We start from the raw sequence: 23,106 nt of genomic DNA, 5'->3' as shown, positions 1-23,106 counted from the left end.
GAGAGAGAACGATCAATATGGCCGAGTCCTCCGGCAAGCCGTCCGTCCTGTTCGTCTGCATCCACAACGCCGGCCGCTCCCAGATGGCCGCCGCCTGGCTGACCCACCTGGCCGGAGACCGCGTCGAGGTCCGCTCCGCCGGCTCCGACCCCGGCGACACCGTCAACCCAGCCGCCGTCGAAGCCATGGCCGAGGTCGGCATCGACATCTCCGCCGAGACTCCGAAGATCCTCACCATCGATGCCGTCCGCGAGTCCGACGTGTGCATCACCATGGGCTGCGGTGACACCTGCCCGGTCTTCCCCGGCAAGCGCTACCTCGACTGGAAGCTCGACGACCCGGCCGGACAGGGCGTCGAAGCCGTCCGCCCCATCCGCGACGAAATCAAGACCCTCGTCGAGGGCCTGATCGCCGAGATCGCCCCGGAGGCAACGGCGTGAGCGGTATACACGACGTCGTCATCATCGGTTCCGGCCCCGCCGGTTACACCGCCGCCCTCTACGCCGCCCGCGCCCAGCTCAAGCCCGTGCTGTTCGGCAGCAGCATCTTCGTCGGTGGATCCCTGACCACCACCACCGAGGTCGAGAACTTCCCCGGCTTTCCCGAAGGCGTCGACGGCCCCGACCTCATGGACAAGATGCGGGCCCAGGCCGAGAAGTTCGGCGCCGAGATGATCGACGACGACATCACCGCCGTCGACCTCACCGGCCCCGTCAAGTCGCTCACCGATTCGGCCGGCACCGTCCACCGCGCGAAGACGGTGATCGTTGCGACCGGCTCCGGCTACCGCAAGCTGGGCATCCCCGGGGAGGAGGAACTCTCCGGACGCGGGGTGTCCTGGTGTGCCACTTGCGACGGGTTCTTCTTCCGCGACCGTGACATCGTCGTGGTCGGCGGCGGCGACACCGCCATGGAGGAAGCCACCTTCCTGACCCGCTTTGCCAAGTCCGTGACCGTCGTCCACCGCCGCTCCGCCCTGCGCGCCTCGAAGGTCATGCAGAACCGGGCCTTCTCCGACGCCAAAATCTCCTTCGCCTTCGACACCGAAGTTGCCGAACTCAAGCAGGACGGGGCCATGCTCGGCGGCGTCGTGCTGCGGGACACCTTCACCGGTGCCACGCGCGAACTCGCGGCCACCGGCCTGTTCATTGCGATCGGCCACGACCCGCGCACCGAGCTTTTCCGCGGCCAGCTCGACCTGGATGATTCCGGCTACCTGAAGGTCGCCTCGCCCACCACCCGGACGAACATCCCCGGCGTCTTCGGGGCGGGCGACGTCGTCGACCACACCTACCGCCAGGCCATCACCGCCGCCGGCAGCGGCGCATCGGCAGCTCTGGATGCCGAGCGCTACCTCGCGGCACTCAACGCCGGTGAATCAGCAGACGCACACGAAGCCGCTGTCGCGGTCAACTAAAGGCCGCGCATATAGGCGGTGGGCGGGGGCCGACTGCCAGACGAGGCAGGCACAGCCTGCTCGCCGCAGGGCGAACGGTCCTGCGGCGATCCCTCGCCCGGGCACGGTTCGACCGGTCGGCGGCAAGGGCCCGGGGCTGCTCGAAGGGCCACCCCGGGAACGGGGGCGTGCGGACGCTACCGTCCGGTGTAGGTGAACTCGTCGGCCGGGCTGGTGGGAGAGGTGGCCTTGCCGACCGTCACCGTGATGTTAACCGTCTGGTGGTCGTCGAGCTGACCGGGCGCGGTTGCGGTGATCTGGCCGGTGGAGACGAACTTGACCGAATCAGATGCCTTGTCCTTGAAGTGCACGGTGGCGCCATCGGCGAAGCCCGAGCCGCTGATGGTGACCGGGGTGCCGACCTTTCCGCTGGTCGGGCTGACCGCACTGACCACCACAGGTGCGGGTCCGCCATAGGCGAACTGCCCCATCGCGACGGCCGGGGAGGTGCCGAGGGTGTTGGTGACGCGGACGTGGACGACGCCGGTTCCGTTGGGGACCTGAGCGGTGATCCTGATGCCGGAGGGGTCGATGTCGCGCTTGGTGCAGGCGAAGTGGCCGAAGTCGACCATGCTGTCCGGACTGAAACCGGTGCCGTTGATGGTCACCGTGGCACCTGGTGCGCCGAAGGTGGGGGTCACGTCGGTCACCACCGGCCCGGAAGGGACGGCAGGCGCCCCCACCAGGTCCAGGTAGGTGGAGTTGGCGTGCTGGAAGGCGACCTGGCCGAGGAAGTCCTGGGTGGTCTTGTTGACCAGGTTCTTGGCAAGGCTCGTGTATCCGGTGTTCATCAGGCAGAGCGTGCCGGGCTGGACGTAGACGTTACCCCTGGTGCGCTTGGAGATCGCCCCGATGAGCAGCTTCACTTCTTCGGTCGCCTGCGGTCCCGGGCTCGGGTACCAGCCGGCGGTGGTGTCGAGATCGGCCCACGCGTGCGGTACCAGGTCGTAGGCGTTGTTCTGGCGCTCGTCGATGACCCACGGCACGGAGTCGAAGTAGTCGACGAAGCTCTGCACGCCGGCGGTGGGAGCGGCATAGGTGATCACCGCGAACTTCGGCTGTTTCGGCCAGGTCTGTGCCTGCAGGTACGGCGCGAGCATGGTGGCGATGCAACCGCCCAGGCTGTGACCGGTCAGATAGACGGTCGGCTGCGGCGAGGAGGGCGCCGACTTGAGCACGGCGGCGAGCGCCTGAGCGAGCGTGACGTTCGGGGAGGGTGAGGCGATCGAGCGGGCGTTGACAACCCGTTTGAACGCATCCATCGCCCCCTTGGAAACGGCGATGGGCTTCGGCGATCCGCTTTCGGGGAACGGGACGACTGTGCCGACCTCGAGGTCCTCAAGGATGTCGGTCAGATCGGCGTCCGTTCCGCGAGCGACCACGGCGAACTCGTTCGAGCCGTTGGTGCTCTGTGCGATGTAGGCCATATTGGCGTTGGCCTCGCTCAGGGCGAGCCACACCAGCTTCCACGCGCCCTGCGTCGCAAGGCTGGGATCACTCAGTTGCGTGTCGATGCCGGTGATGATTCGCTCGGTCTGATGCTCCGGGGTTTCCCCGGACGGACGCGGGGTAGCCCCGGTGGCTGCAAGGGCAGCCAGGGTCATGGTCACCTGGGCGATTGTCGGATCGGGCGCCATCGTCGTTCCTGCTCCTCGGATGTTTTGCCGGTGCGGAGGCGGGACGGCCTTTCGGCAGCATCAGGGCAGATCTGTGCCGAACCGACCGTCAGATTGGATCGCACACAATCAGACCTCCCCTCTGCGTTGTCCGGTGCTTTTCCTGCCTTCAGGTTGACCAGGTTCACCTTGTTGGCCGTTCGTCATACGTGTGTGCGGTTCGCCGAGCCAGGTGCGCAGCGCGGTCGCCAGAGCTGCGGTGTCCGCGGGCAGGCCCGGGGCGGCGGCCCAGGCGACGATGCCGTCGGGGCGGATGAGCGCGGCTGGCAGATCGCCGCGGTCGGCAGGGGCGGCCACCACGGTCGACAGGCGGTCCCCCATCCGGCCGCATCCTCGAGGACTCGGCTGCCGCCCGGGGCGAGGATGCCTCCCGCTCATAGGCAAAGGGCCGGAGGCATCAGCCTCCGGCCCTTTGACAACTACGGCTGACAACAACGCGTCGTTCGGCGGCGCGCAGACACCCCTGCCGGGGGCGGGTCGTCGTCCTCCTCGGACCTCTTGTCGTCGTCGCGTAGGGCGTCGTCCATCCGTGCGGCGGCCTCCCGCAGGGTCGTCTCCATGACGTGCGCGTAGGTGTCCATGGTGATGGTGCTGTGCCCCAGCGTCTCCATGATGGTCCGGACCGCCACCCCCTCGGCGAGCATCAGCGAGGCGCAGGTGTGGCGCAGGTCGTGCACCCGGATGGGCCGGATCTTCGCTCGTCGACACAGCATGGCCAGCGCCCGGTTCAGGTAGCGGGGGTCCAGGGCCGTTCCGGTCGCGGTGGTAAACATCAGCCGCGGCGGCTGGTCATCCACAGGCCACCCAGACGGGGAGGGCGGTGCGGTGCCTCGCCTCATCGCCCTCTCCAGGGTCACTACCCCTTCAGCGTCGCGACCTGGCGAGCGCGTTCGCCGAGTTCTCTTACGACTCGGACCTTCCGGTAGGGAGCGAGCCGTTTCCGCATCGTCTCGAAGTGCTCGTCGCCGCGAGCGGTTGACAAGCCCACGTAGTCGTCGAGGAACGTATTCCAGGTGCTGCACGCCTCCTCGATGTGTCCCAGTTCGTACTGGCGTTGGGCCATCACGCCGTTGGCGTGGAGCCGACCCTGCCGTTCCTGTTTGGGCTGTGCCCGGACCGAGGACTTCAGGGCTGCGATCGAGCCCGCCAGGTCCCTCGTCTCGTAGAGGACATGGGCCACGTGGAACTGGTAGGCAGACTGGTCGTACCCGCCGACAGCATCTCGCCGTGAGTCGGCCTTCGAGAGTGCTGCTTCGGCTTCGCGCAGGCGAGTGAATGCCTGCTTCCGGTCGCCGACCATGGCTGCCGAGTGTGCCTGCTGACCTCGAAGGAACGCCACCAGCCGCGGGCCGGCCTTGGGCGCAGCTTCGGCAGCTGAGTCCGCGAGCTTCAAGGCCGTCTGCCCATGGCGCAGATTTGATGCCTGAAGGCTCATGCCTCGCAGAGTGCGGCAGTAGGTGACGTGGTCAGCAGCAGCCTTGGCGAGGTTCAACGCCTTTACGTAGTACTGCTGTCCGAGACCGTGCTCTCGTTCGTACATCGCCATCCACCCGGTCAGGTAGGTCAGGTCGGAGGCGGCGGAGAGCATGTCGTTTCTGACCGGCTCGGTTGCTTGGGCTCGCAGGTAGGGCGCGACGGTGTTGACGAGGAATGCCGCGGCCATTGGGCGGGCGTGGCCGCCGCCCAGCTCGTCGAGGATGTCTGCGATGCGGTCGGTCATGGTCCGTACGGTCGCGACTTCGCCCGGCCCGATACGGCCTGTGGGTTTCGTGGCGCGTTCGCGTTCCTCTGCGTGTGCCTCGCCCGCGAACAGGGGCACGACGAGGGCAGCCGAGTACAAGCCGGCGGCGAGCACGCCGCGTCGTGAGGGGTCCATATCAGCCCTGCCTAGATCCAAGAGGGACTCGACAGTGTCTCCGCTGCCGGAGTCCTCTCCGCCCTTCGGAGGCTGCAGACCCGCTTCCGCATAGGTCACGGGGCGGCCGATCTTGCGTTCGAGTACCTCGATGATGACCGGCCTGACCTGCTCCCTTGGCTGCGTCCCGCTCAGCCAGTGCGACACGGCGGAGTGGTCGTACTTCAGGGTCATACCGACCTGGCCACCGGTGCGGTTCACAGCATTGGCGAGCTGGGTACGCGACCATTGCGCCTGCTCAAGCAGGGTTTCGAGTCCCGTATTGCGGTCGTCCTGGGGTGCTTTGGCCATTGCCAACTCCCGTAGGTTTCACGGCTTTCACGGTCACGCCTCCCTCTTACGGTACCCGGATGGGCACATCCCGCAGTTAGCTCTTCACACGCCGCAACCAAAAGCGGACACGAGAGGAGCGCGTGATGACCGCCGTGACAGACAAGGACCGATCCCCGAGCGTCGACGCTGCCGATCCGGAGGCACTGCCGATCGACGTCGAAGCCATCAGCGATGTCGTGACGAAGGCTTTGGCCATCACGCTTTCCATGCCCGATCGGCAGGAAATCGACCTGACAGCCACCCAGTTGCGTGGAGCGCTGAACCTGTTCGTGACGGAAGAGCTTGGCTTCGACGAGGACCCGGTCGTTCGGCAGATGTACAGGGATGCCTACCGCCTGACGGAGCTGAACGCCCGGCCGACGGCTGAGACTCCGCAGTTCGTTGCCTTCGAGTACACGCGTGAACTCGGCCGACTGACGAGACGTTTCGTCAGTCTCTACCGCGAGCGCCATCCGGAGGGCACGAGCGATGAGTAGCCACCGGAGACTCCGGTGACCGACAAGCGGCGGCTGCACGACTGGCGTGAGTGGGCGAGCGCTCTCCTCCCCTTGCTTGCCACCGCCCCTCTCGGCGTTCTGATCTGGTATTTCGGCGACCACTAGCCCTACAGACTCCGCCTCCGAGCGACGACTCATGGCTCCCCCAACGGCCTGACGCCTCGGAGGCGGGAAGAACCCTGCCCGGCTGTTCTCGTGACGGTCGGCAGTCGGGCGGGCGTACGACGAGTGCGGAGGACCGCTCCGTACCCGACCGGCAAGTGCAAGAGAAGAAGAGGAGTCAGCGATGGAGATCCAGCACGAAACGCAGGCGGACTCGGCGCCCGCAGCCCTGACGGTGCCCGCCACGGGTGACAGCCTGCTCGTCGCCCGTGCGCAGGTAAAGGCGGCGCGGGAGCGTGCGTTCATCCCGTCGGACAACACCGGCGGCCGTTCCGACAGCAACGATTCCTGACGGGACCGGACACATGACCGCTCAGCCCCATGCGGTCGTCGCACGTCTCGGCGAGGACTTCCTCGCCGAGACGTTCGGCCGTACCTTCCGCGTCATTCCTGGCGATGCCCAGTGCATTGCCGGACTCCTCGACTGGGACGACCTCAACGAGATCATCGCCCGGCACCGCCTGGAACCACCGCGGCTCCGTCTCTCCGCCGACGGCGTGGTCGTTCCCCTCGACGCCTACACCGTGCGTGAAGTGGCCAGGCGCCGAACCGTGTGGCATCGAATCCACCCCGCCTCCCTGCATGAACAGCTCGCCCAGGGCGCCACCATGGTGATCGACGCATTCGATGAACTGCACCCCGGCGTACATGGCCTTGCCCATGCTCTTGAGGCCAGGCTCCGCTCAAAGGTCCAGGTGAACCTGTACGCCTCCTGGAAGCCGCGCGAGGGCTTCGGGGTGCACTGGGACGACCACGACGTGGTAGTCGTCCAAGTGGACGGACGGAAACGCTGGAAGATCTACGGACCGACCCGCGTCGCCCCCATGTACCGCGACGTGACCGAGACCGCCCCGCCGCCCGACGAGCCCGTCGCAGAGTTCGTCCTCACACCGGGGGACATCCTCTACCTGCCCCGTGGCTGGTGGCATGCCGTTTCTGCGTCCGAGGAACAGCGGTCGCTCCACCTGACGTGCGGGCTCAGCTCCACGACTGGCGTCGACCTCGTGTCCTGGGTTCTGGACACCCTGCGTGTAGAACAGATAGTCAGGGCAGACCTCCCTCATTTCGGGTCCTCCGATCAGAAGCAGCATGTCGTTGACGAGCTGCGCGACCTGCTCGTCAAAGAAATGGCTGACGGAAGCCTGATCGATCGCTACTTCCAGCACCGGGACGCGGACGAGCCCGTACGGTTCCGGCCCAGCCTGCCCTTCGTGGACGCGGTGCCGGCCGAGCCAGATCTCAGGGCACGGATGCTCACCGCACGCCACACGCTCAGTACGACGGACGACGGCAACGCCGTTCTGACGGCAGGCGGCGAGTCCTGGACCTTCGCAGCGCCCGCACTGCCCTTGCTGAAGCGCCTCGCCGACCGATCGGAACACCGGCTCGCCGACCTCGTCAGCGACACCGAACTCACTCTGAGGCAGGCGGCTGCCGTGATCAGCGAACTCGTTAACGGCCAGGTCGCGTCAGTCAGGGGCGCACGGTGAGGGGCGCCGAACTCGGCCTGGGCACCTATCGCACGGCCAGCGTTGCGGCCGCAGCCAAGGCCGCGATCGACCAAGGCGTTTCCTGGATCGATACGGCTCCGAACTACCAGCGCGGCACAGCTGAGGAGCAGCTGGCCCCCGTGCTGGGCGCGTTCCCGTCCGTACGTGTGTCGACGAAGGTTGGCTTCCTGGACGCTGCCCGCCAGGAGCGGGCGACGAAGGAGGGCGTGCTCACCCCTTCGCGGACCGGGAAGGGGTACTGCCTCGAACCGTCGTATGTGAGGTGGCAGGCAGCACAGAGCAAGGCCGTCCTCGGCCGGATCCCCGACATCACGTTCGTCCACAACCCCGAACACGGTGGACAAGAGCCACACGATCTCGACGCCCGCCTCCTCAAAGCGTTCAGGACGCTGGAAGAGTGCTGCCACAAAGGGGTGATCAAGAGGTACGGGGTCGCCACATGGTCGGCTCTGCACGACGGGTCGCTGGCGGTCGACCGCCTCATGGAACTGGCCCACAAAGCCGGAGGCACGACCCACAAGTTCGCAGCAATCCAGCTCCCTTTGAGCCTCGTGCAGCTGGGTCCCATCGCCGACGCGCTGGACGGCCGGGGCGTTCTCTTCGACGCCCACGCCGCCGGCCTGGAAGTCTTCGCCTCGGCGCCACTCCATGGCGGAGAGCTGCTAGAGATGGTCACTCCCACCGTCGCGCAGGAAGTGCTTCCGGGAGCCACGCCCATACAACTGCTGCTCGGGACAGTCGCCTCCACACCCGGTGTGACACGGATCCTGCTGTCGGCCAGCACCACACGCCATTGGACGGCAGCCGAGCAGGCCGCCGACCCATCCCTCCCACGCCCCTTCGACAGCACCGAACTGAGAAAGATCGTCGATGCCTTCCGCGCCTGACCACGCCACAGCAGAACGAATGCGACGAGCATTCGAGTACGCCGCCGCAGTCTTCTCTCTCAATGCCGCTGGTGGTGGGGAGACCTGGGGGTGGGACGGTAAGACCCTGAGCGGCCCGGCCAGCGGCCACCTCTGGCTGCGGGTGGCCGAGACCAGGGCAGAGAAAGCAGCCGGCGCATCCTGGAAGGGACCGGAAGAGGCACACGAAGCGATGCCGGATCACGTTCCGCGTCCTCGCTTCCGAGGGGCTTTCGAATGGTCGGCGGACGCGTACGCCTACCGTGCCGAGGTCCACAACCGCGCCGATGGCCGGCCGCTCAGTCGGTCGCCCTTGGCACCACCGGGCCTGGACCTCTCCGCCGTGTGGTGGGCCCAGCTACGCGATGCGCTGGACACGATCTCCCTCGTGTCCACGAGCCGTGTAGCTGTTCGCCAAGAACGGCTCCGCTGGGCCTTGCCCCGTTTCCTCGGGACGGACGTGGACACCGAAGTCCTGGAGTGGAGTACCGCACACGCCGACATCCAGTGGTCGAATCTGACCGGTCCCGAGCTCTGCATCCTGGACTGGGAGCGGTGGGGACTGGCTCCTGCCGGCTACGACGCGGCCACCCTCTACATCTCCAGTCTCGCTGTCCCTTCGGTTGCAGACCGCGTCCTCCGCGAGTTCAAGCCCATCCTGCGGTCTGCCTCCGGCTGCTTCTCCCAACTGGTCGTGGCCAGCGAGTACCTCCAGGGGATCGGACGCGGAAACAACCTGGAACTTGAGGCGCCCTTGCGGAAGCACCTCACCCACCTGCTCGGTTGACCCATCCTGTCCACCTGCTTGAGGGCAGGCGGACAGGGTGCCGATGGGCGTCACGCCCCAGACGTCGGTTCCGTTCTCAACGCCGACGAGGGTGCGCAGCCGCCGTACCTGGGCTGGTGGCGGGCGGAGCGATATGCCGACCCTGTTTCGCCGGTCGCTTGTCGGCTCGCGCAGCGGTGGGCATCTCGGCGGGTACGAGATCGAGCCGGTACAGGCGCCAGACGAGCACCTCGCTGACGGAGTCCGCGCTGTCGAGCTCCCGTTGTGCTGCGACCTTGCGGAGGAGGACCGAGGGGTCGTGTCCGGCCCGTTGGGCTTGATCCAGCATGGCCGCCAGGGCGGGCCAGCTGGCCTCGGTCTGGACGCGGCTGGCCAGTTCGGGCAGTGCGGAACGGATTGCGGCGATCTGGTTGTGCTGTGTCCGAGCGGAGAGCCTTTCGCCGTATGGGCGCATGTCGGCCAACGGACCTGCAGCAACGGCCCGGTACGCCGCGCGCAGGTGCATGGCGGTTTGGCGTACGGCTTCGGCTTGCTGGTGGGCGGCGTGCCAGTGGTCGGCGGCGACGACGGCGAGGATCAGAACGTCCAGGACCAGAGCGGTGGCGGCACCGTCTGCTCCGTGTCCGAGGGCATGCCCGGAGTGGCCACTCTCACCCACGGCGGGGGTGGTGATCTCCACACGATCAAGGAGACACTGCGCCACTCCACGAGCACGCTCACGTCGGACACGTACACGAGCCTGCTGCCCGAGGTCGACAAAGCCGCGGCAGAAGCCGCCGCGCTGGTGCCACGTGCCCGTAAGGCCCCCTCCGTAGCCCCTGCTGTCGGACCGTCCGCTCACGCACGAGGCCGGAGAAGGCGAAGCGCCTCGACCGGATGAAACCGATCGAGGCGCTAAGTAGCAGGTCAGAGGGGGGGTTTCCCCGTGCTGCTGGCGGTAGGCCGTGTGGGACTCGGGTGCCGGGCAGGGTGAGGGCCAGGGCCAGCAGCGCGGGCTCGAAGTCCGCGTCCAGACCGCCGGGGGACAGGGAGGCAATGGCTCGCAGTGGTCGGCCGGTGGGCTGAGCGTCCTGGGCCTGCACGGTGAGGGTGCCGTCCTCGGCGTCGGCTGGAATGCCGAGCCAGCGCAGCGCGGTGATCAGGGGGGTGATGTCGTCGCGGTGTACGCCGAGGATGTGCGCGTTGCCGCCTGTTACCGCGACTGCGCAGGCCAGGGTGCCCGCTTCGATCTTGTCGCCAGGCACCCGCCACGCGATCTCCTCGCCGGAGACGGATCGAGGCGGCTGAAGCGTGAGGACGGCCTCGCTGACTCGGCACTCCCACCCGGAGATCCTCAACGCCTCTACGACACTGAGCACTTCGGGTGACAGGTTCGGTTGGCCCAGACGCAGCGGCCGTCCGGCGACGACCGCACGCAGGACAGCGGCGATGCTCGCTCCGCGGGACCGGAAGGGGAGCATGATCGACACCGTCCCGCGTCCGCCAGTGGCTGCTTCCACGAGGTAGCCGCGGTCATCAACGGTCGAGCGGTCACCGAACCGCTCGTACACCTTGAAGTGCTGCTCCATCCCGCGTTCCCCGATGGCGCAGCCGCCCGGCCACGGCAACCGGGCCCGCCCATAGGCGCCGAGAAGTGCCGGGACCAGGTAGTACGAGGCCCTGATACGCGCAGCGACCTCGGGATCGGGATCCGGCCGCTGCTTGTCGCTCGGCAGGATCACCGTGGTGTGTGGATCGTTGACCGGGCGGGCCGCGTGCCAGCCGGCCTGCTGGAGGAGGGTGAGCATCGTTCCGACATCCGTGTTGGCCGGGACGTTGCTCGAGTGCACCGGGCGGTGCATGGCTGCGGCGGCGGCCAGCAGGGGCAGGGCCGCGTTCTTCGACCCGTCTACGGTCACGGTCCCGGCGAGCGGAACGCTCGGGCGCACGGCGACCACTTCTGCGGCGACTGGGGGAATTCGTACGGCTGGCAACAGTCAGCTCCTCATCTGGGGCACGTGTGTGGCGATGATTGGAAGCGGAGCGCTGAGATCGAGCTCGGCCCAGCAGCGCTTACCGGAAGGCAGCGGGTCGAATCCGTGGCGGTCGGCGAGTGCGGCGACGAGGAACAGGCCGCGTCCGTTTTCCTCTTCCGCATCCGGCAGGCCGACTTCCGGGATGTCGAAGCTGGTGTCGACCACGGCGATCCGCAGCGCCTCGTCGCTGAGGTAGGCGCCGGCTGTGATCGGTCCTTTGTGTGCGTGCCGTACCGCGTTGGTGATCAGCTCCGCGGCCACCAACACAGCCGCATCGAGGAGTGCAGGTCCGAGAGCGGCGCCCCATTCCCGTATCTCCTCGGCGATCTACCGGCGCGCCGACGCGGCGCCGGCAGGTGTGCCGGGGACGGGAATCCGGATGTGGTGCGCTTCCATGAGCGGCCTCCTGATTGGTTCGGCCACTCCACGTAACCGCCGGACGGGCCTCTCGGACCAGGGCGTGTGCGGGTGCTGCATCGTCTATGCAGGAGCTGCATCACGGTGCACTGCCAGTCCCTTACGCTCGGTTGGGAAGGCAGGATCGGCGACGGCAGGAGGAGCCGTGGCACAGATGGCCGAAGAGCACAGCGAAGCGAGACGGATCGGTGAAGTGATCCGTCAGGCCCGCGTATTACAGCGACGTTCGCAGAGGGAAGTCGCCTCCGCCCTGGGCTATCACCAGTCCAAGGTGAGCCGCCTGGAAGGCGGCAGGGGCACGGACGACATCCGCATGCTGCGCGAGGTCTCGCGCGTGCTGGCGATTCCGCCCCACCGCCTCGGCCTCGCCGCCACCTCGGACATCAACCACTCCGAACCCGAGACAGAGGACATGCACCGCCGTACCGTTCTCGCCGCCGGCATCGCCGCGCTCGCGGCCCCGACCCTCCCCAGCACCGCCCATCAGGACCTGGTCCAGTCCCTGCTGCCTGGAACAGCCCGTGTGGCTGCCGAACCGGTGCCGGATCTCCAGAGCATGCGAGACCAAGTCGCCGGTGTACGACGCCTCTTCTGCACCTGCGATTACACAAAGCTGGAAGGCACGCTGCCCGTCCTGATCGGGCAGTTACGGCAGGCCATCAGCGACAGTCCCGGATCGAGCGACCTGTCCGGGCTCCTCGCCACGGTGTACCAGACCTCGGCGAGCCTGCTGCTCAAGCAGAGCGACCAGGGCAACGCCTGGCTCGCGGTCGGACGCGCCATGTCCGAGGCCGAACGCTCCGGCGATCCCGTCGTCCTCGCCTCCAGCGTCCGCGTTCACGCCCACGCCCTGGCCCGTGACAGCCACACCGCTCAGGCCGTCGCCCTCGTCCGGCACACCGCCGACCAGCTCACGGGCTCGTACGACCGGCGCTCCCCGAAGTACCTCGCGGCACTCGGACTGCTGCTTCTGCGCGGGGTCACCGCCGCCAGCAGCGGCGGCGACCGCTCCGCCACCCGGGACTTCCTCACCGAGGCGAAGGAAGTCGCCCGCTACGTGGCACTCAACAGCCCCGACGCCTGGGCCAACTTCAGCCCGACCAACGTCGCACTGCACGGACTCAGCGCGGCCGTCGTCTTCGGCGACGCCGGCGTCGCCCTGGACACCGCCCGGCCTCTCATGCGCCGCCACATCCCCGTCCCCGAGCGTCGTGCCGCCCTGTGGATCGAGGCCGGCCGCGCCTACAGCCAACAGGGGCGCCTGGCGGACGGGTACCAGGCCCTTCGCATCGCCGAGAGCTGCGCGGCCCAGGACATCCGTCGCCCGGCCGTCCGTGAGCTGGTGGCCGACATGGCCGCCCGCGACCGCCGCCGTACGCTGCCGGAACTGCACCGTTTCAGCCGTCAACTGGGAGTCCCCGCGTGAGTGATCAGCCGGACCGGCAGACCAAGAAGCCCTTCCTGTACGTCGTCGTATGCGCCTCCGGCATCGCCGGCGACGTCGCCAAGCTGATCACCGCAGCCCAGAAGGCGAACTGGGATGTGGGCGTCGTCGCCACCCCGCAGGCCCTCGGTTTCATAGACGCCGAGGCGGTCGAGACACAGACCGGCTACCCGATCCGCTCGGCCTGGCGCTCGCCCGGCGACCCTCGCCCGCTGCCGCCCGCCGACGCCATCGCGGTGGCCCCGGCCACCTTCAACACGATCAACAAATGGGCTGCCGGGATCTCGGACACCCTGGCACTGGGCATCCTGTGCGAGGCGTACGGCTTCGGCATCCCTACTGCCGTCATGCCCTACCTGAACTCGGCGCAGGCCGCCCATCCCGCATACAGCCAGAGCCTGGCGCGACTGCGCGAGATGGGCGTCCTGATCGGTTCGTACGAGCCCCACAAGCCGAAGGCCGGTGGTGGGGCGGACCAGTACCGCTGGGAAGAAGCGCTGGAGCTGCTTACTCCCAAACTGTCCGCACCGGCCTGATCAGCGCCGCCGTGCTGGCGGTGCCTGCGGCGGCGGAGGGGCTGCTGCCGGGTGGATGGGGGCAGCAGCGCGTTGTGTGGTGCTGCGCGCCCTGGTCGCCTGGGCGCGGGGACCAGGGGCGTGACGGTCACCGAGGCGGCGGATGCGCCAGGTCAGCGCGCGGGCGGGGCTGTGGGCGTCGTCCAGGGTGCGCTGGCCGAGGGCCTGGACGAGGACGGTCGTCGCGTTGTGTCCGGCAGCCTCTGCTTCGGCGAGCACGGCGGTGAGTGCGTCCCAGGCGGGGTCGTTGAGGATGCGCTCGGCGTACTCGGGGACCGCCCGCTGGAGGTGGTGGGCGAAGCGGTTCTTCATCTGGAGGCTGGAAGCACGTTGGGCGAGGCCCGTCAGGACGGGCTCGGCGACCTGCGCGTACGCGATCTGCAGGTGGACGAGAGCCTGTTCGGCTGCGACCTCCTGCTGGGCGTGCTGGTGAGTGCGGTGCCAGTGCATCGCGAATGCCACCGCCGTGAGCACAGTATCCAGGAGCATCGCGAAGCCGGACCCGTCGCTGTCCGAGGGCCCAGCGACGCAGCAGAGCATCCGGCGCACGCTGCGAGCGGCTCTGAACGCGGCGATCGCCCAGCAGTACATCACCTTCAACCCGGCCTCCCACATCGAGCTGGAGTCCGGCAAGCGCCCGAGGCCCCTGCTCTGGACGACCCAGCGGGTGGAGCGCTGGCGTGCTACCGGTGAGCTGCCGTCACCGGTGATGGTCTGGACGCCGGCGCAGTTCGGCACGTTCCTGGACGCGGCCGAATCCGATCGGCTCTACGCTCTCTTCCACCTCGTCGGCACCCGTGGCCTTCGCAGGGGCGAGGCCGTTGGCCAGAGCTGGACCGATGTCGACCTGAACGCCGGCCTCATCACCCCCGCCAAGGAAATCGTCGTCGACGGCTGGGACACCTACGAGTCCGCCCCCAAGACCGACGGCAGCGCCAGCACGATCGCGTTGGACAGCGTCAACGTCGCTCTTCTGCGGGAGCACCACAAGGCGATGCTGAGCGCCCGGGAGAAGTGGGGCGACGCCTGGAACGAGACCGGCAAGGTGTTCACCCGCGAGGACGGCTCCTGGCTGCACCCGGAGACGGTTTCCGAGACGTTCCGCCGCATCCTCGCCGCCACCGACCTGCCGCCGATCACCCTTCGAGACCTGCGTCACGTCGCGGCCACTCTCACCCACGGGGGGGTGGCGATCTCCACACGATCAAGGAGACGCTGCGCCACTCCACGATCACGCTCACGCTCACGCTCACGTCGGACACGTACACGAGCCTGCTGCCCGAGGTCGACAAAGCCGCGGCAGAAGCCGCCGCCGCGCTGGTGCCACGTGCCCGTAAGGCCCCCTCCGTAGCCCCTGCTGTCGGACCGTCCGCTCACGCATCGCTCACGCACGAGGTCGGGGAAGACGAAGCGCCCCGACCGGATGAAACCGATCGAGGCGCTAAGTAGCAGGTCAGAGGGTGTTTACCCTCCCTGCATCACGTAGGCCGTGTGGGACTCGAACCCACAACCAACGGATTAAAAGTCCGCTGCTCTGCCAATTGAGCTAACGGCCCCGGCGAATCACCCCTGAGCATAGCCCGCCGGGGCCCGGCCGCCGATCGGGTATCGGTTACCGGGCCCTGTCACGGTGGGATCTGCGGAGGATCTGCGGAGGATCAAGGGGTACGGGCGGGGGCCTCGGGGGTGGTTGTGCGTTTGTGATCCGGGGTGAGGAACCAGTGCCGGGCCGACGCCAGCCACCACGTCGTCGCGAAGCCGAGGACCACCAGGACCGCGGTGGGGGCGTAGTTGAACGTCTCCCAGGTGACCGGCGAGAGCTGCGGCAGCATGAAGAGCACCGTGTTGATCACGACCCAGGTCACCGCGACGATGCCGATCGTGCGACGGGAACACTCCCCCGCACGCGCCTAGAAAATGCCCTTGTACGTCTGCCAGCCGGTGGCGATCTGCGTACGGCCGCCGAACGACCCCTTGCCGTCACCGTTGTTGCGGAACACCCTCCCGGCCGAGTCCCGCTCGATCAGATCGGCCCGGCCGTCGCCGGTGATGTCACCGACGCCGACGATCGTGTTGTACGAGGCGCCCCAGTTCTTGAAGACCAGCACCCTCTCCTTGAACTGGCCCGACGCCGTGCCGTTGTAGCGCCACAGGTTGTTCGACTTGTCCTTGGCCAGCAGATCGCCGTACCCGTCACCGTTCAGGTCGCCGACGCCCATGATCTTGGTGTAGGTCCACTTCGAGCGGATCTTCTTCCCGGCTGCCAGCGTGCCGTCGCTCTTCGCGGCGAAGAGGTAGAGGTCGCCGGTCGATGTCTTCCAGCCGAGCAGGTCCGCCCGGCCGTCGCCGGTCAGATCGCCGGGCGAGGTCAGGGTCTTGTACGCCTGGAAGCCGGTGCCCAGCTTCGTGTACGGGGCCGTGGGCGTCAGGGCCTTGCCGCAGCCGGGCCGGTAGCCCCGCAGCGAGCCGTCCGTCATCCGCACCAGCACGTCGTTGCACCGGTCGTTGTTCAGATCGCCGAACGGCACCGCGACCGCCGAGGTCGACCAGCCCGAACCGGTCGTCTTCCCGCTGAACTTCCCCGCCCCGTCGCCGCGCTGAACGGTGAACCGGCCCTTGGAGTTCAGCGTCAGTACGTCACCGGCCCCGTCCCCCGAGTAGTCGCGGCGCACCGCGGCGCCGCCGGTCAGCCGCACCGTCCCGGACTGCGTGAGCGCCGCCCCCGCGCCGTCGGCCGGCTCGGCGGTCAGCGTCCACGTGTACGGACCGTTCGGCAGATAGCCGCCCCCGGCGGCGCGCCCGTCCCAGGAAGCGGCGACGGAGTACGCGGCCGCGCCGCCCGAACGGGTGGCCACCGTCCGGCCCGTCGCCTTGTCCCTGACCGTGAGCGTCCAGGACGCCACCGGCTCGGACAGCCACCATTCACCGCGCCAGGCGACGGGCGTGCTGTCCGTCTCGACGACCGCCGTCACCGCGCTGTACGGGGAGGTGAGCGATACGGCGGGCAGACCGGCGCGTACCACGCGGACCCCGTACCCCTGCCGGAGCGCGATGTCCCCGGTCCGCGGGTCCAGCGAAGGGGCCGTACCGTCCAGTTTCTGTCCGACGGCGGTGCCGCCGTGCACGTCGTAACGGGTGGCCCGGGCCCCGTCCACCACGACGACCCCGTTGCCGAGCTGCGCCGTACCGACATCGGCGAGCGGGACGTTCTTACGGGTGCGCACGTTGTACACACCGGCGGCCTGGTACGGGGCGCCGGCGATGTCGCACTTCCAGTACAGCCACTCCCCCACCGCCTGGAGGTCGTTGGGCGAGGTGCACGCGGCCCCCACCGTCGCGGTCGTCAGCGTGGCCCCCGTGCGGGCCTGCCGGGCCGTCACGGTGAACTTCCCGGCCGTCGCCGTCCTGGACGCGGTCCACAGGGTGGTGCCCCAGAGCGCGGCGACGGCAATCGGTTCCTTGCGGACGACCGTGCCCTTGTCGATGTCGATGACGCGCAGCTCGCGCTCGCCGCCGGCCGGTTTCCCCGTGACGAGCACCAGGTTCCCGGAGGCCGCGCGCACCCGGGTGCCGACGAACTCGTCCTGGTCGCCCGACCCGCTGAAGCCCGTCTTCCACTGCGTTCCGGGGAACGAGCCGCCCTCGGCCACGACGGAGAGCGTCCCCTCCTGCTCCTGGGGGGTGCTCCGGTAGACGATCCGGCCGTCCCCGGTGGCGACGAGTTCGGGGCATTTGAGTTCGGTCCTGCCGCAGTCGGCGAGGAAGCCCGGCAGGCCGCCGCGGTCGACGCGGGGGCCGTAGCCGGGCGCGGTGGCGGCGAGCTCGCGGGAGTACACCGCGGTCCGTTCGTCGCCGTACTCCAGCGCATCGACCCGGCCGCGGTCCATGAGCAGCCGCTGCGTGCGGAACGGCACGGGCGCTATCGGATGCAGCGGGACCACATGGGCCTCGCCGGTTCCCTGGGCCGTGATCGCGCGGAACCCGTACTCCAGGGCCGATGAGCCGCCCATGACGACGAGACCGCCGTCCGGCCGGACGGCCACCCGGTCCGCGACCGCACGGGCGACCAGCTCACGTTCCGCCGAGCCGTCGAAGGGTACGGCGGAAATGCGCCACTGCGCGGCGTCCATCCGCTTCGCCCCGTAGGCCGGGTCGTACCGCCCGACGACGAGCGCGTCCCCGACGACGCCCAGGATCCGCCCACGGGGAATCGGCACCACGCGCTCGGCGGCGTCGAGGTTCCCCGCCGCGTAGATGTGCACGCCGTCCCGCTCCGTGTTCACCAGCCGGCCGTCCGCCACCAGCGGGGTGCCGAGCGTGCCCTCGGGCAGCAGCGTGAGCCGGGCCGTGGCGAGGTCCACCCAGCCCCACCGCACGAAGCCCGTGCCGGGCATGTGGAGCATCGGCAGCAGGCCCTGCGCCGTGCCCCGGGCGCCGGTATAGAAGGAGGCGCCCTCCGGGAGACCGGTCACCGGCCGGTCCGTGACGACGCCGTTCTCGGCGCGCAGCAGATGGATCTCGGTCATCGTGGTGCCGTTGGCCCTCGGACCGTACGTCACCACGGTGTCGGCCAGCGTCATCGCGTAGGTCTGCCCGGCCGGGACGGTGATGGTCCACGACCTCCCTGTGGCCATGTCCCGCAGCGCCACATCGCCGATGCCACCCGCGGGCGGCATCGCCACGATGTCCGAATCGGCGCCGTAGTGCTCGATCGGGTCGTACGACCCCTTGCCGTCGCCGCCCTCGATCCGGTGGGTGACCCCGTCGTACGTCGTCCAGTCCAGGCCGTAGTCGCCCGAAGTGGTGCTGGAGTGGAGGAAACCGGTGCTTCCCGCGCTCATCATGCTGCTCGTGCCCGGCGTCGTACGCATGGTCGCCGGGATCGTGATGTCGGTGATGCCGCCGGGTGTGTCCACGGCGCTCGCGGACGGTGTCACGCCCAGCCCAGCGGCGATCAACGTCAGAGTCACCAGAGCTGTACGGCCGCGTGGTTGGCGAGCCACAGAGAGTCCCTCCCCGGGAATCCATACCGGAAGAAGAGAGGCCACGGCGTCCTGCCGGCAGTCGGCTGCCACTGCGTCGATGCTGAGCCGGCCCCCCGACGCGTGCCCCCCACAGGCAAGTCGCCGGATGTTAGCAGCAGTTCCACTTGTGGCGTAAGGGAAAAGGAAGGGAAAAGAAGAGCGGGCCCGTCCGTGAAGGACGGGCCCGCTCTCAGCAGACCTTCAACAGGTCATGGTCACTGCGCTCAGCCGTTGCGCTTCCAGCGCGGCTTGTCGTCGCGGCGGCCGAAGGAACCGGTGTTGGTGCCGGTGCCGGTACCACGGTGGTCGTCACGGCGGCCGGTCGGACGGTCGCTGCCGCCGGAGCGGAAGCCGCCCGACGGGCGGTCGTCACGACGGTCACGGTTGAACGGACGGTCGCTGCCGCCGGGGCGGAAGCCGCCCGAGGGACGGTCGTCACGACGGTCACGGTTGAACGCCGGACGGTCGTTGTCGCGGCGCTCGAAGGAACGGCCACCACGGTCGTCCCGACGGTCGCTGCCACCGGAGCGGAAGCCGCCCGAGGGACGGTCGTCACGACGGTCACGGTTGAACGCCGGACGGTCGTTGTCGCGGCGGAAGCCACCCGACGAACGGTCGTCACGACGCTGGAAACCACGGTCGCCGCCACGGTCACCACCGCGGTCGTCCCGACGGTCGTTGCCACCGCGGTAACCGCCGCGGTCGCCGCCACGGCTGTCCCGGCGGTCGAAGTTGCCGCGGTCGTCACGACGGTCGTCACGCGCGGAGGGCTGCTCCGGTACGGAGACGGCGGCCTCGATCGCGGCCTCCGCCTCGGCGGCGGCCTCGGCCACCGCCGTCTCCGGGTCGTCGCCCCGCTCGCGCGCGGCACGGGCGACCAGGCGGTCGGCCTCCTCGCGCAGCTCACCGGCGCGGCGCTGGACGCGCTCCAGCTGCTTGGTCAGGTCGGCGACCTCGCGCTCGGCCTGCTTCGCGGCGTTGCTCGCGGAGTCGGCCTGGACCTCGGTCAGCGAACGGGCACCGGTGATCTCGGCGACCTCCGGCTCGAAGACGCCCGCGCCCTGCACGATGTGGCGGGAGGCGTCGACGCCCGCGTCCTCCATCAGGCGGAAGATCTGGCGGCGCTGGTGCGGCAGCGCCAGCGAGACGACAACACCGGACTTGCCGGCCCGGGCGGTACGGCCCGAGCGGTGCAGGTAGTCCTTGTGGTCACCGGCCGGGTCCACGTTCAGCACCAGGTCGATGCCGTCGACATGGATACCGCGGGCGGCGACGTCGGTCGCGACGAGCGCGTTGACGTAACCCTTCTTGAAGTCCTCAAGAACGCGGGTACGGGCGCCCTGCGTCATGCCGCCGTGCAGCGCGTCCGCCTTCACACCCGACTCGATGAGCTGCTCGGCGATGCGGTCCGCTCCCAGCTGGGTACGGACGAAGATGATCGTGCGGCCCTTGCGGGCGGCGATGGCGGAGGTGACCGGCGCCTTGTCCTTCGGCTTCACGACGAGGACGTGGTGCGACATGGTCGTGACGTTGCCCTGGGCACTGTCGACCTCGTGGCTCACCGGGTTGTTCAGGTAGCGCTTGACCAGCGTGCCGATCTCGTTCTCCATCGTGGCGGAGAAGAGCATGCGCTGACCGCCGACCGGAACCTGGTCGAGCAGCTCGGTGACCTCGGGCAGGAAGCCCAGGTCGGACATCTGGTCGGCCTCGTCGAGGACGGCGACCTGGACGTTCGCCAGGGAGCAGGCGCCCCGGTTGATGATGTCGCGCAGCCGGCCCGGGGTGGCGACGAGGACGTCGACACCGCGCTCCAGCGCGTAGATCTGGTTGCCCATCGACGTACCGCCGCAGACGACCTTCATCTTCAGGCCGAGCACATCGCCGTACGGCTGCAGCGCGTCCGCGACCTGCATCGCGAGCTCACGGGTCGGGGTGAGGATGACCGCGCGGGGCTTCTTCTTCTCGGTGTGGCCGCCGGCCAGCGTGGCCAGGGTCGGCAGACCGAAGGAGAGCGTCTTGCCGGAGCCGGTACGGCCGCGGCCCAGGATGTCCTTGCCGGCCAGGGCGTCCGGGATGGTCGCGGCCTGGATCGGGAAGGGCGCGGTCACACCGTTCTGCGCGAGCTTGCGGACGATGCCCTCGGGCAGGCCCAGGTCCCCGAAGGTGACGGTCGGCTCGGCGTCCGCGTCGGCGTCCGCGTCGACGGCGGAGTCGGTGCCGGAGTCGGTGTCGGCCTGCTCGGCCCGGGGTGCGTCGGCCTCGACGGAGGCAACGGCCTCGGCGACGACGGCCTCGGCGGCCTCGATGAGCTCGTCGTTCTTGACGTTGTCGACGTTCTCGACGTTCTCGGGCATGACGGTGTGGTCAGAACTGGAAATCGACATGCGAAATGCGAAACCTTCCGGAGTCTCGGCACGCGCCCGTAACTCCGTGATTCGCAATTTCGACCGCCTCAATGCGGTCCAGCCACGGCAAGGGAGAGTACGCGCCACACGGCGCGCTTCTGTGTCGGCGCCGGGCAATGGGATCAAACGATCTACCACCATACGCACTCCCCCCCACATCGCGCAAACCGCCCTCCTTCGGCCCCCTGCTACACCGGCTCCACCTGCGGTGATACGTCCGGCGTCCGCATCGGCGACGGCTCCGCCGGCGCACTCATCGTGTCGTTACGGAGCTGAGCCCCCGACGAGGCGGACGACTGCGGAGACGGTTCCGAGGGCTCCGGGTCCGGGTCCGGGTCCGGGTCCGGCTCCGGGGAAGCGGGCGGCTCGGGAGTGGCAGGCCCGGACGGCCGCGGGGATTCGGGCCGCTGCGGCACCCCGGGCCCCGGCTGCGAGGCCGAGGGCGCGGGCGGCCCACCGCCCGGCGCCGCCCCCGAATCACCCGGCTCACCGGGCTTCGCGCCGGGGCGTACGCCGCCGGGGGCGCTCGACGGCTCGGCGGAACCGGTCGGCTCCGGAGACTCGGCCGCCTCCCGCTCGGAGTGCGCCTCGGCACGGCCACCACCGGTGCGGGCGCTGCCCGTGCCCGCCACGGTGCCGCCGTCCGGCTCGGCCCCGCCGCCCTTCGATTCGGACGACGGCGACGGCGACGGTTTCCCTCCGTCGTCGCCGACGCTCATGCAGCCTGTGGACGCGGCGACCGTCACTGCGATGACGGACGCCCATCGGACGGGGGCGGAGAACTGGCGCACGGGAGGCACCTCCGGGGGACGAAGAGGGGGCGGGTCGGTACGGGAAGGAGTGGGGACGCTGTGCCCAACTCCCGTAGCCCCGCCGGGGACACGCCCCGCCCCGGCCCGCACACCTCCCGCGTACCACCCGCACGGCGCCCGTGGGCCCCGCACGACGCCTTCGGCCTCCCGCGCGCCACCCACACCGTGCCCGCACAGCACCGTGCCCGCACGGCACCCGCGCGCTCATCCGTAGCCGAGCGCGTGGAGCCTCTCGTCATCGATGCCGAAGTGGTGGGCGATCTCATGAACGACCGTGATCTCGGTCTCGGCCACGACGTCCTCGTGCGACTCGCACATCCGCAGCGTCGGCCCGCGGTAGATGGTGATCCGGTCCGGCAGCACCCCCGCGTACCACTCGCCGCGATCGGTCAGCGGCGTCCCCTCGTACAGCCCGAGCAGCTGCGGATCACCCGGGTCCGGTTCGTCCTCGACGAACACCGCGACGTTGTCCATCAGCCGCGTCAGCTCCGGCGGAATCCGGTCCAGCGCCTCGGCGACCAGTTCTTCGAACTCTTCGCGCGTCATCTCCAGCACCCCGCCATTGTCCCGTACGCCTGATCGGCGAGCCCCGGACCGCGCCGCACACCGTGTGCCGTCCGGTCCGACACGGGCGGCGGCCCAGGTCAGCCGCCATCCGCAGGCGGAGAACCCGGCCGGAGCGGCCCCTTCGCCTATTCGGTTTGGCTGACGTCGAAACGCCGTAGTACAGTCTCCGACGTGCCCAAGGGCGCCGGTCAGGGCCTGACCGTTCTGAGACCCCAGAGGTTGAAGGAAAAGTGGAACCTCTTGAGGGGAAGCGGAGTCACACGCTTCTGACGTCCTCCGGGGCGACAGACACAGAAGCAGCAGCACAAGCAGTTCTGCCCTCATCGTCTAGTGGCCCAGGACGCCGCCCTTTCAAGGCGGTAGCACGGGTTCGAATCCCGTTGGGGGCACGCACCACCTTGTGCGACACTTAGTCGCACAACAGCTTGGTCCTGTGGAGCAGTTTGGAGTGCTCGCCACCCTGTCAAGGTGGAGGCCGCGGGTTCAAATCCCGTCAGGACCGCTGCAGCCCTTATGAGCTGCGTGGCTGGGTAGCTCAGTTGGTACGAGCGATCGCCTGAAAAGCGATAGGTCGCCGGTTCGATCCCGGCCCCAGCCACCACCCG

At 69.0% G+C, this 23,106-nt stretch carries 21 protein-coding genes, 4 tRNA genes and 2 pseudogenes; 13 read left to right on the top strand and 14 right to left on the bottom strand.

All coding sequences use genetic code 11. From position 1 onward, the window contains the following. The first annotated feature begins 17 nt into the window (after window positions 1–17). Together ACFVV1_RS33705 and trxB are read left to right on the top strand one after the other, a co-directional pair. Window positions 18–440: an arsenate reductase ArsC gene (locus tag ACFVV1_RS33705; RefSeq protein ID WP_389997414.1), complete on the top strand. Its 423-nt coding sequence runs from the start codon at window positions 18–20 to the stop codon at window positions 438–440. Continuing rightward, a complete protein-coding gene (trxB, locus tag ACFVV1_RS33700) occupies window positions 437–1,417 on the top strand; it encodes a thioredoxin-disulfide reductase (RefSeq protein WP_389997290.1) in 981 nt (326 codons plus the stop codon). Before ACFVV1_RS33705 ends, trxB begins: the two co-directional genes overlap by 4 nt. Window positions 1,418–1,593: 176 nt before the next feature. On the opposite strand, the gene ACFVV1_RS33695 is transcribed toward trxB, so the two are convergent. From ACFVV1_RS33695 to ACFVV1_RS33680, 4 genes are all read right to left on the bottom strand, one after another. Beyond that, window positions 1,594–3,060: an IPT/TIG domain-containing protein gene (locus ACFVV1_RS33695; protein WP_389997411.1), complete on the bottom strand. Its 1,467-nt coding sequence runs from the start codon at window positions 3,058–3,060 to the stop codon at window positions 1,594–1,596. 141 nt (window positions 3,061–3,201) lie between these two features. Beyond that, the gene (locus ACFVV1_RS33690; protein ID WP_389997287.1) at window positions 3,202–3,453 is read right to left on the bottom strand and encodes a hypothetical protein; all 252 of its coding nucleotides are present in this window, start codon (window positions 3,451–3,453) and stop codon (window positions 3,202–3,204) included. Between the two features lie 98 nt (window positions 3,454–3,551). After that, window positions 3,552–3,929 carry a tyrosine-type recombinase/integrase gene (locus ACFVV1_RS33685; protein ID WP_389997283.1) on the bottom strand — a complete coding sequence of 126 codons (378 nt, stop codon included), beginning with the start codon at window positions 3,927–3,929 and terminating at the stop codon, window positions 3,552–3,554. Window positions 3,930–3,988: 59 nt separating this feature from the next. Beyond that, complete coding sequence (locus tag ACFVV1_RS33680) at window positions 3,989–5,338, bottom strand: hypothetical protein (protein WP_389997280.1); 1,350 nt, start codon at window positions 5,336–5,338, stop codon at window positions 3,989–3,991. Between the two features lie 125 nt (window positions 5,339–5,463). On the opposite strand from ACFVV1_RS33680, the gene ACFVV1_RS33675 reads away from it, so the two are divergent. The 5 genes from ACFVV1_RS33675 (at window position 5,464) to ACFVV1_RS33655 (ending at window position 9,242) form a co-directional block, all read left to right on the top strand. Further along, a complete protein-coding gene (locus tag ACFVV1_RS33675) occupies window positions 5,464–5,856 on the top strand; it encodes a hypothetical protein (RefSeq protein WP_389997278.1) in 393 nt (130 codons plus the stop codon). A 307-nt stretch (window positions 5,857–6,163) separates the two neighbouring features. Next, window positions 6,164–6,331, top strand: a complete 168-nt coding sequence (locus tag ACFVV1_RS33670) for a hypothetical protein (protein ID WP_389997275.1) — start codon at window positions 6,164–6,166, stop codon at window positions 6,329–6,331. Window positions 6,332–6,344: 13 nt separating this feature from the next. Further along, complete coding sequence (locus ACFVV1_RS33665) at window positions 6,345–7,529, top strand: JmjC domain-containing protein (protein ID WP_389997272.1); 1,185 nt, start codon at window positions 6,345–6,347, stop codon at window positions 7,527–7,529. Then, window positions 7,526–8,437: an aldo/keto reductase gene (locus ACFVV1_RS33660; RefSeq protein ID WP_389997271.1), complete on the top strand. Its 912-nt coding sequence runs from the start codon at window positions 7,526–7,528 to the stop codon at window positions 8,435–8,437. Before ACFVV1_RS33665 ends, ACFVV1_RS33660 begins: the two co-directional genes overlap by 4 nt. A gap of 406 nt (window positions 8,438–8,843) precedes the next feature. Continuing rightward, complete coding sequence (locus ACFVV1_RS33655) at window positions 8,844–9,242, top strand: hypothetical protein (RefSeq protein WP_389997268.1); 399 nt, start codon at window positions 8,844–8,846, stop codon at window positions 9,240–9,242. A 76-nt stretch (window positions 9,243–9,318) separates the two neighbouring features. On the opposite strand, the gene ACFVV1_RS33650 is transcribed toward ACFVV1_RS33655, so the two are convergent. The 3 genes from ACFVV1_RS33650 to ACFVV1_RS33640 are packed head-to-tail and all read right to left on the bottom strand — an operon-like array spanning window position 9,319 to window position 11,572. Then, window positions 9,319–9,921 carry a hypothetical protein gene (locus ACFVV1_RS33650; protein WP_389997265.1) on the bottom strand — a complete coding sequence of 201 codons (603 nt, stop codon included), beginning with the start codon at window positions 9,919–9,921 and terminating at the stop codon, window positions 9,319–9,321. A 37-nt stretch (window positions 9,922–9,958) separates the two neighbouring features. Beyond that, a complete protein-coding gene (locus ACFVV1_RS33645; RefSeq protein WP_389997408.1) occupies window positions 9,959–11,179 on the bottom strand; it encodes a UDP-N-acetylglucosamine 1-carboxyvinyltransferase in 1,221 nt (406 codons plus the stop codon). Window positions 11,180–11,218: 39 nt separating this feature from the next. Further along, window positions 11,219–11,572 carry an ATP-binding protein gene (locus tag ACFVV1_RS33640; protein WP_389997405.1) on the bottom strand — a complete coding sequence of 118 codons (354 nt, stop codon included), beginning with the start codon at window positions 11,570–11,572 and terminating at the stop codon, window positions 11,219–11,221. Between the two features lie 256 nt (window positions 11,573–11,828). On the opposite strand from ACFVV1_RS33640, the gene ACFVV1_RS33635 reads away from it, so the two are divergent. After that, the gene (locus ACFVV1_RS33635; RefSeq protein ID WP_389997263.1) at window positions 11,829–13,100 is read left to right on the top strand and encodes a helix-turn-helix domain-containing protein; all 1,272 of its coding nucleotides are present in this window, start codon (window positions 11,829–11,831) and stop codon (window positions 13,098–13,100) included. Next, window positions 13,097–13,654, top strand: a complete 558-nt coding sequence (locus ACFVV1_RS33630) for a flavoprotein (RefSeq protein ID WP_389997260.1) — start codon at window positions 13,097–13,099, stop codon at window positions 13,652–13,654. The genes ACFVV1_RS33635 and ACFVV1_RS33630 overlap by 4 nt, the downstream gene beginning before the upstream one ends. Here the strand turns inward: ACFVV1_RS33630 and ACFVV1_RS33625 are convergent, their stop codons facing one another. Next, window positions 13,655–14,155: a hypothetical protein gene (locus ACFVV1_RS33625; protein WP_389997258.1), complete on the bottom strand. Its 501-nt coding sequence runs from the start codon at window positions 14,153–14,155 to the stop codon at window positions 13,655–13,657. Window positions 14,156–14,210: 55 nt separating this feature from the next. On the opposite strand from ACFVV1_RS33625, the pseudogene xerC reads away from it, so the two are divergent. After that, window positions 14,211–15,142, top strand: a pseudogene (gene xerC / locus ACFVV1_RS33620) (tyrosine recombinase XerC); the annotation flags it as partial. A gap of 34 nt (window positions 15,143–15,176) precedes the next feature. Here the strand turns inward: xerC and ACFVV1_RS33615 are convergent. The 6 genes and pseudogenes from ACFVV1_RS33615 to ACFVV1_RS33590 form a co-directional block, all read right to left on the bottom strand. Beyond that, a tRNA-Lys gene (locus tag ACFVV1_RS33615) sits at window positions 15,177–15,249 on the bottom strand. A 102-nt stretch (window positions 15,250–15,351) separates the two neighbouring features. Continuing rightward, window positions 15,352–15,579, bottom strand: a pseudogene (locus ACFVV1_RS33610) (amino acid permease); the annotation flags it as partial. Between the two features lie 24 nt (window positions 15,580–15,603). Further along, the gene (locus ACFVV1_RS33605; protein ID WP_389997255.1) at window positions 15,604–18,663 is read right to left on the bottom strand and encodes an FG-GAP-like repeat-containing protein; all 3,060 of its coding nucleotides are present in this window, start codon (window positions 18,661–18,663) and stop codon (window positions 15,604–15,606) included. A gap of 278 nt (window positions 18,664–18,941) precedes the next feature. After that, the gene (locus ACFVV1_RS33600; protein ID WP_389997252.1) at window positions 18,942–21,101 is read right to left on the bottom strand and encodes a DEAD/DEAH box helicase; all 2,160 of its coding nucleotides are present in this window, start codon (window positions 21,099–21,101) and stop codon (window positions 18,942–18,944) included. A gap of 209 nt (window positions 21,102–21,310) precedes the next feature. After that, the gene (locus tag ACFVV1_RS33595; protein WP_389997249.1) at window positions 21,311–21,913 is read right to left on the bottom strand and encodes a hypothetical protein; all 603 of its coding nucleotides are present in this window, start codon (window positions 21,911–21,913) and stop codon (window positions 21,311–21,313) included. 225 nt (window positions 21,914–22,138) lie between these two features. After that, window positions 22,139–22,489, bottom strand: coding sequence for a metallopeptidase family protein (locus ACFVV1_RS33590; protein ID WP_389997247.1), 351 nt, complete (start codon window positions 22,487–22,489; stop codon window positions 22,139–22,141). 328 nt (window positions 22,490–22,817) lie between these two features. On the opposite strand from ACFVV1_RS33590, the gene ACFVV1_RS33585 reads away from it, so the two are divergent. The 3 genes from ACFVV1_RS33585 to ACFVV1_RS33575 all read left to right on the top strand — a co-directional run bounded on the left by ACFVV1_RS33585 (window position 22,818) and on the right by ACFVV1_RS33575 (window position 23,102). Beyond that, window positions 22,818–22,890: transfer RNA gene (locus ACFVV1_RS33585), tRNA-Glu, on the top strand. A gap of 38 nt (window positions 22,891–22,928) precedes the next feature. After that, window positions 22,929–23,003 (top strand) — tRNA-Asp (locus tag ACFVV1_RS33580). Window positions 23,004–23,025: 22 nt separating this feature from the next. After that, window positions 23,026–23,102 (top strand) — tRNA-Phe (locus tag ACFVV1_RS33575). Window positions 23,103–23,106: the final 4 nt, after the last annotated feature.

This window comes from Streptomyces sp. NPDC058092, assembly GCF_042884935.1.
GTDB lineage: Bacteria > Actinomycetota > Actinomycetes > Streptomycetales > Streptomycetaceae > Streptomyces.
This window is presented reverse-complemented; position numbering and strand designations above follow the sequence as displayed.

Coding starts and splice junctions, on each gene's coding strand:
- ACFVV1_RS33675 (WP_389997278.1), top strand. CDS start 5,464: ATGACCGCCGTGACAGACAAGGACCGATCCCCGAGCGTCGACGCTGCC.
- ACFVV1_RS33705 (WP_389997414.1), top strand. CDS start 18: ATGGCCGAGTCCTCCGGCAAGCCGTCCGTCCTGTTCGTCTGCATCCAC.
- ACFVV1_RS33680 (WP_389997280.1), bottom strand. CDS start 5,338: ATGGCCAAAGCACCCCAGGACGACCGCAATACGGGACTCGAAACCCTG.
- ACFVV1_RS33695 (WP_389997411.1), bottom strand. CDS start 3,060: ATGACCCTGGCTGCCCTTGCAGCCACCGGGGCTACCCCGCGTCCGTCC.
- ACFVV1_RS33665 (WP_389997272.1), top strand. CDS start 6,345: ATGACCGCTCAGCCCCATGCGGTCGTCGCACGTCTCGGCGAGGACTTC.
- ACFVV1_RS33670 (WP_389997275.1), top strand. CDS start 6,164: ATGGAGATCCAGCACGAAACGCAGGCGGACTCGGCGCCCGCAGCCCTG.
- ACFVV1_RS33690 (WP_389997287.1), bottom strand. CDS start 3,453: ATGGGGGACCGCCTGTCGACCGTGGTGGCCGCCCCTGCCGACCGCGGC.
- ACFVV1_RS33635 (WP_389997263.1), top strand. CDS start 11,829: ATGGCCGAAGAGCACAGCGAAGCGAGACGGATCGGTGAAGTGATCCGT.
- ACFVV1_RS33600 (WP_389997252.1), bottom strand. CDS start 21,101: ATGTCGATTTCCAGTTCTGACCACACCGTCATGCCCGAGAACGTCGAG.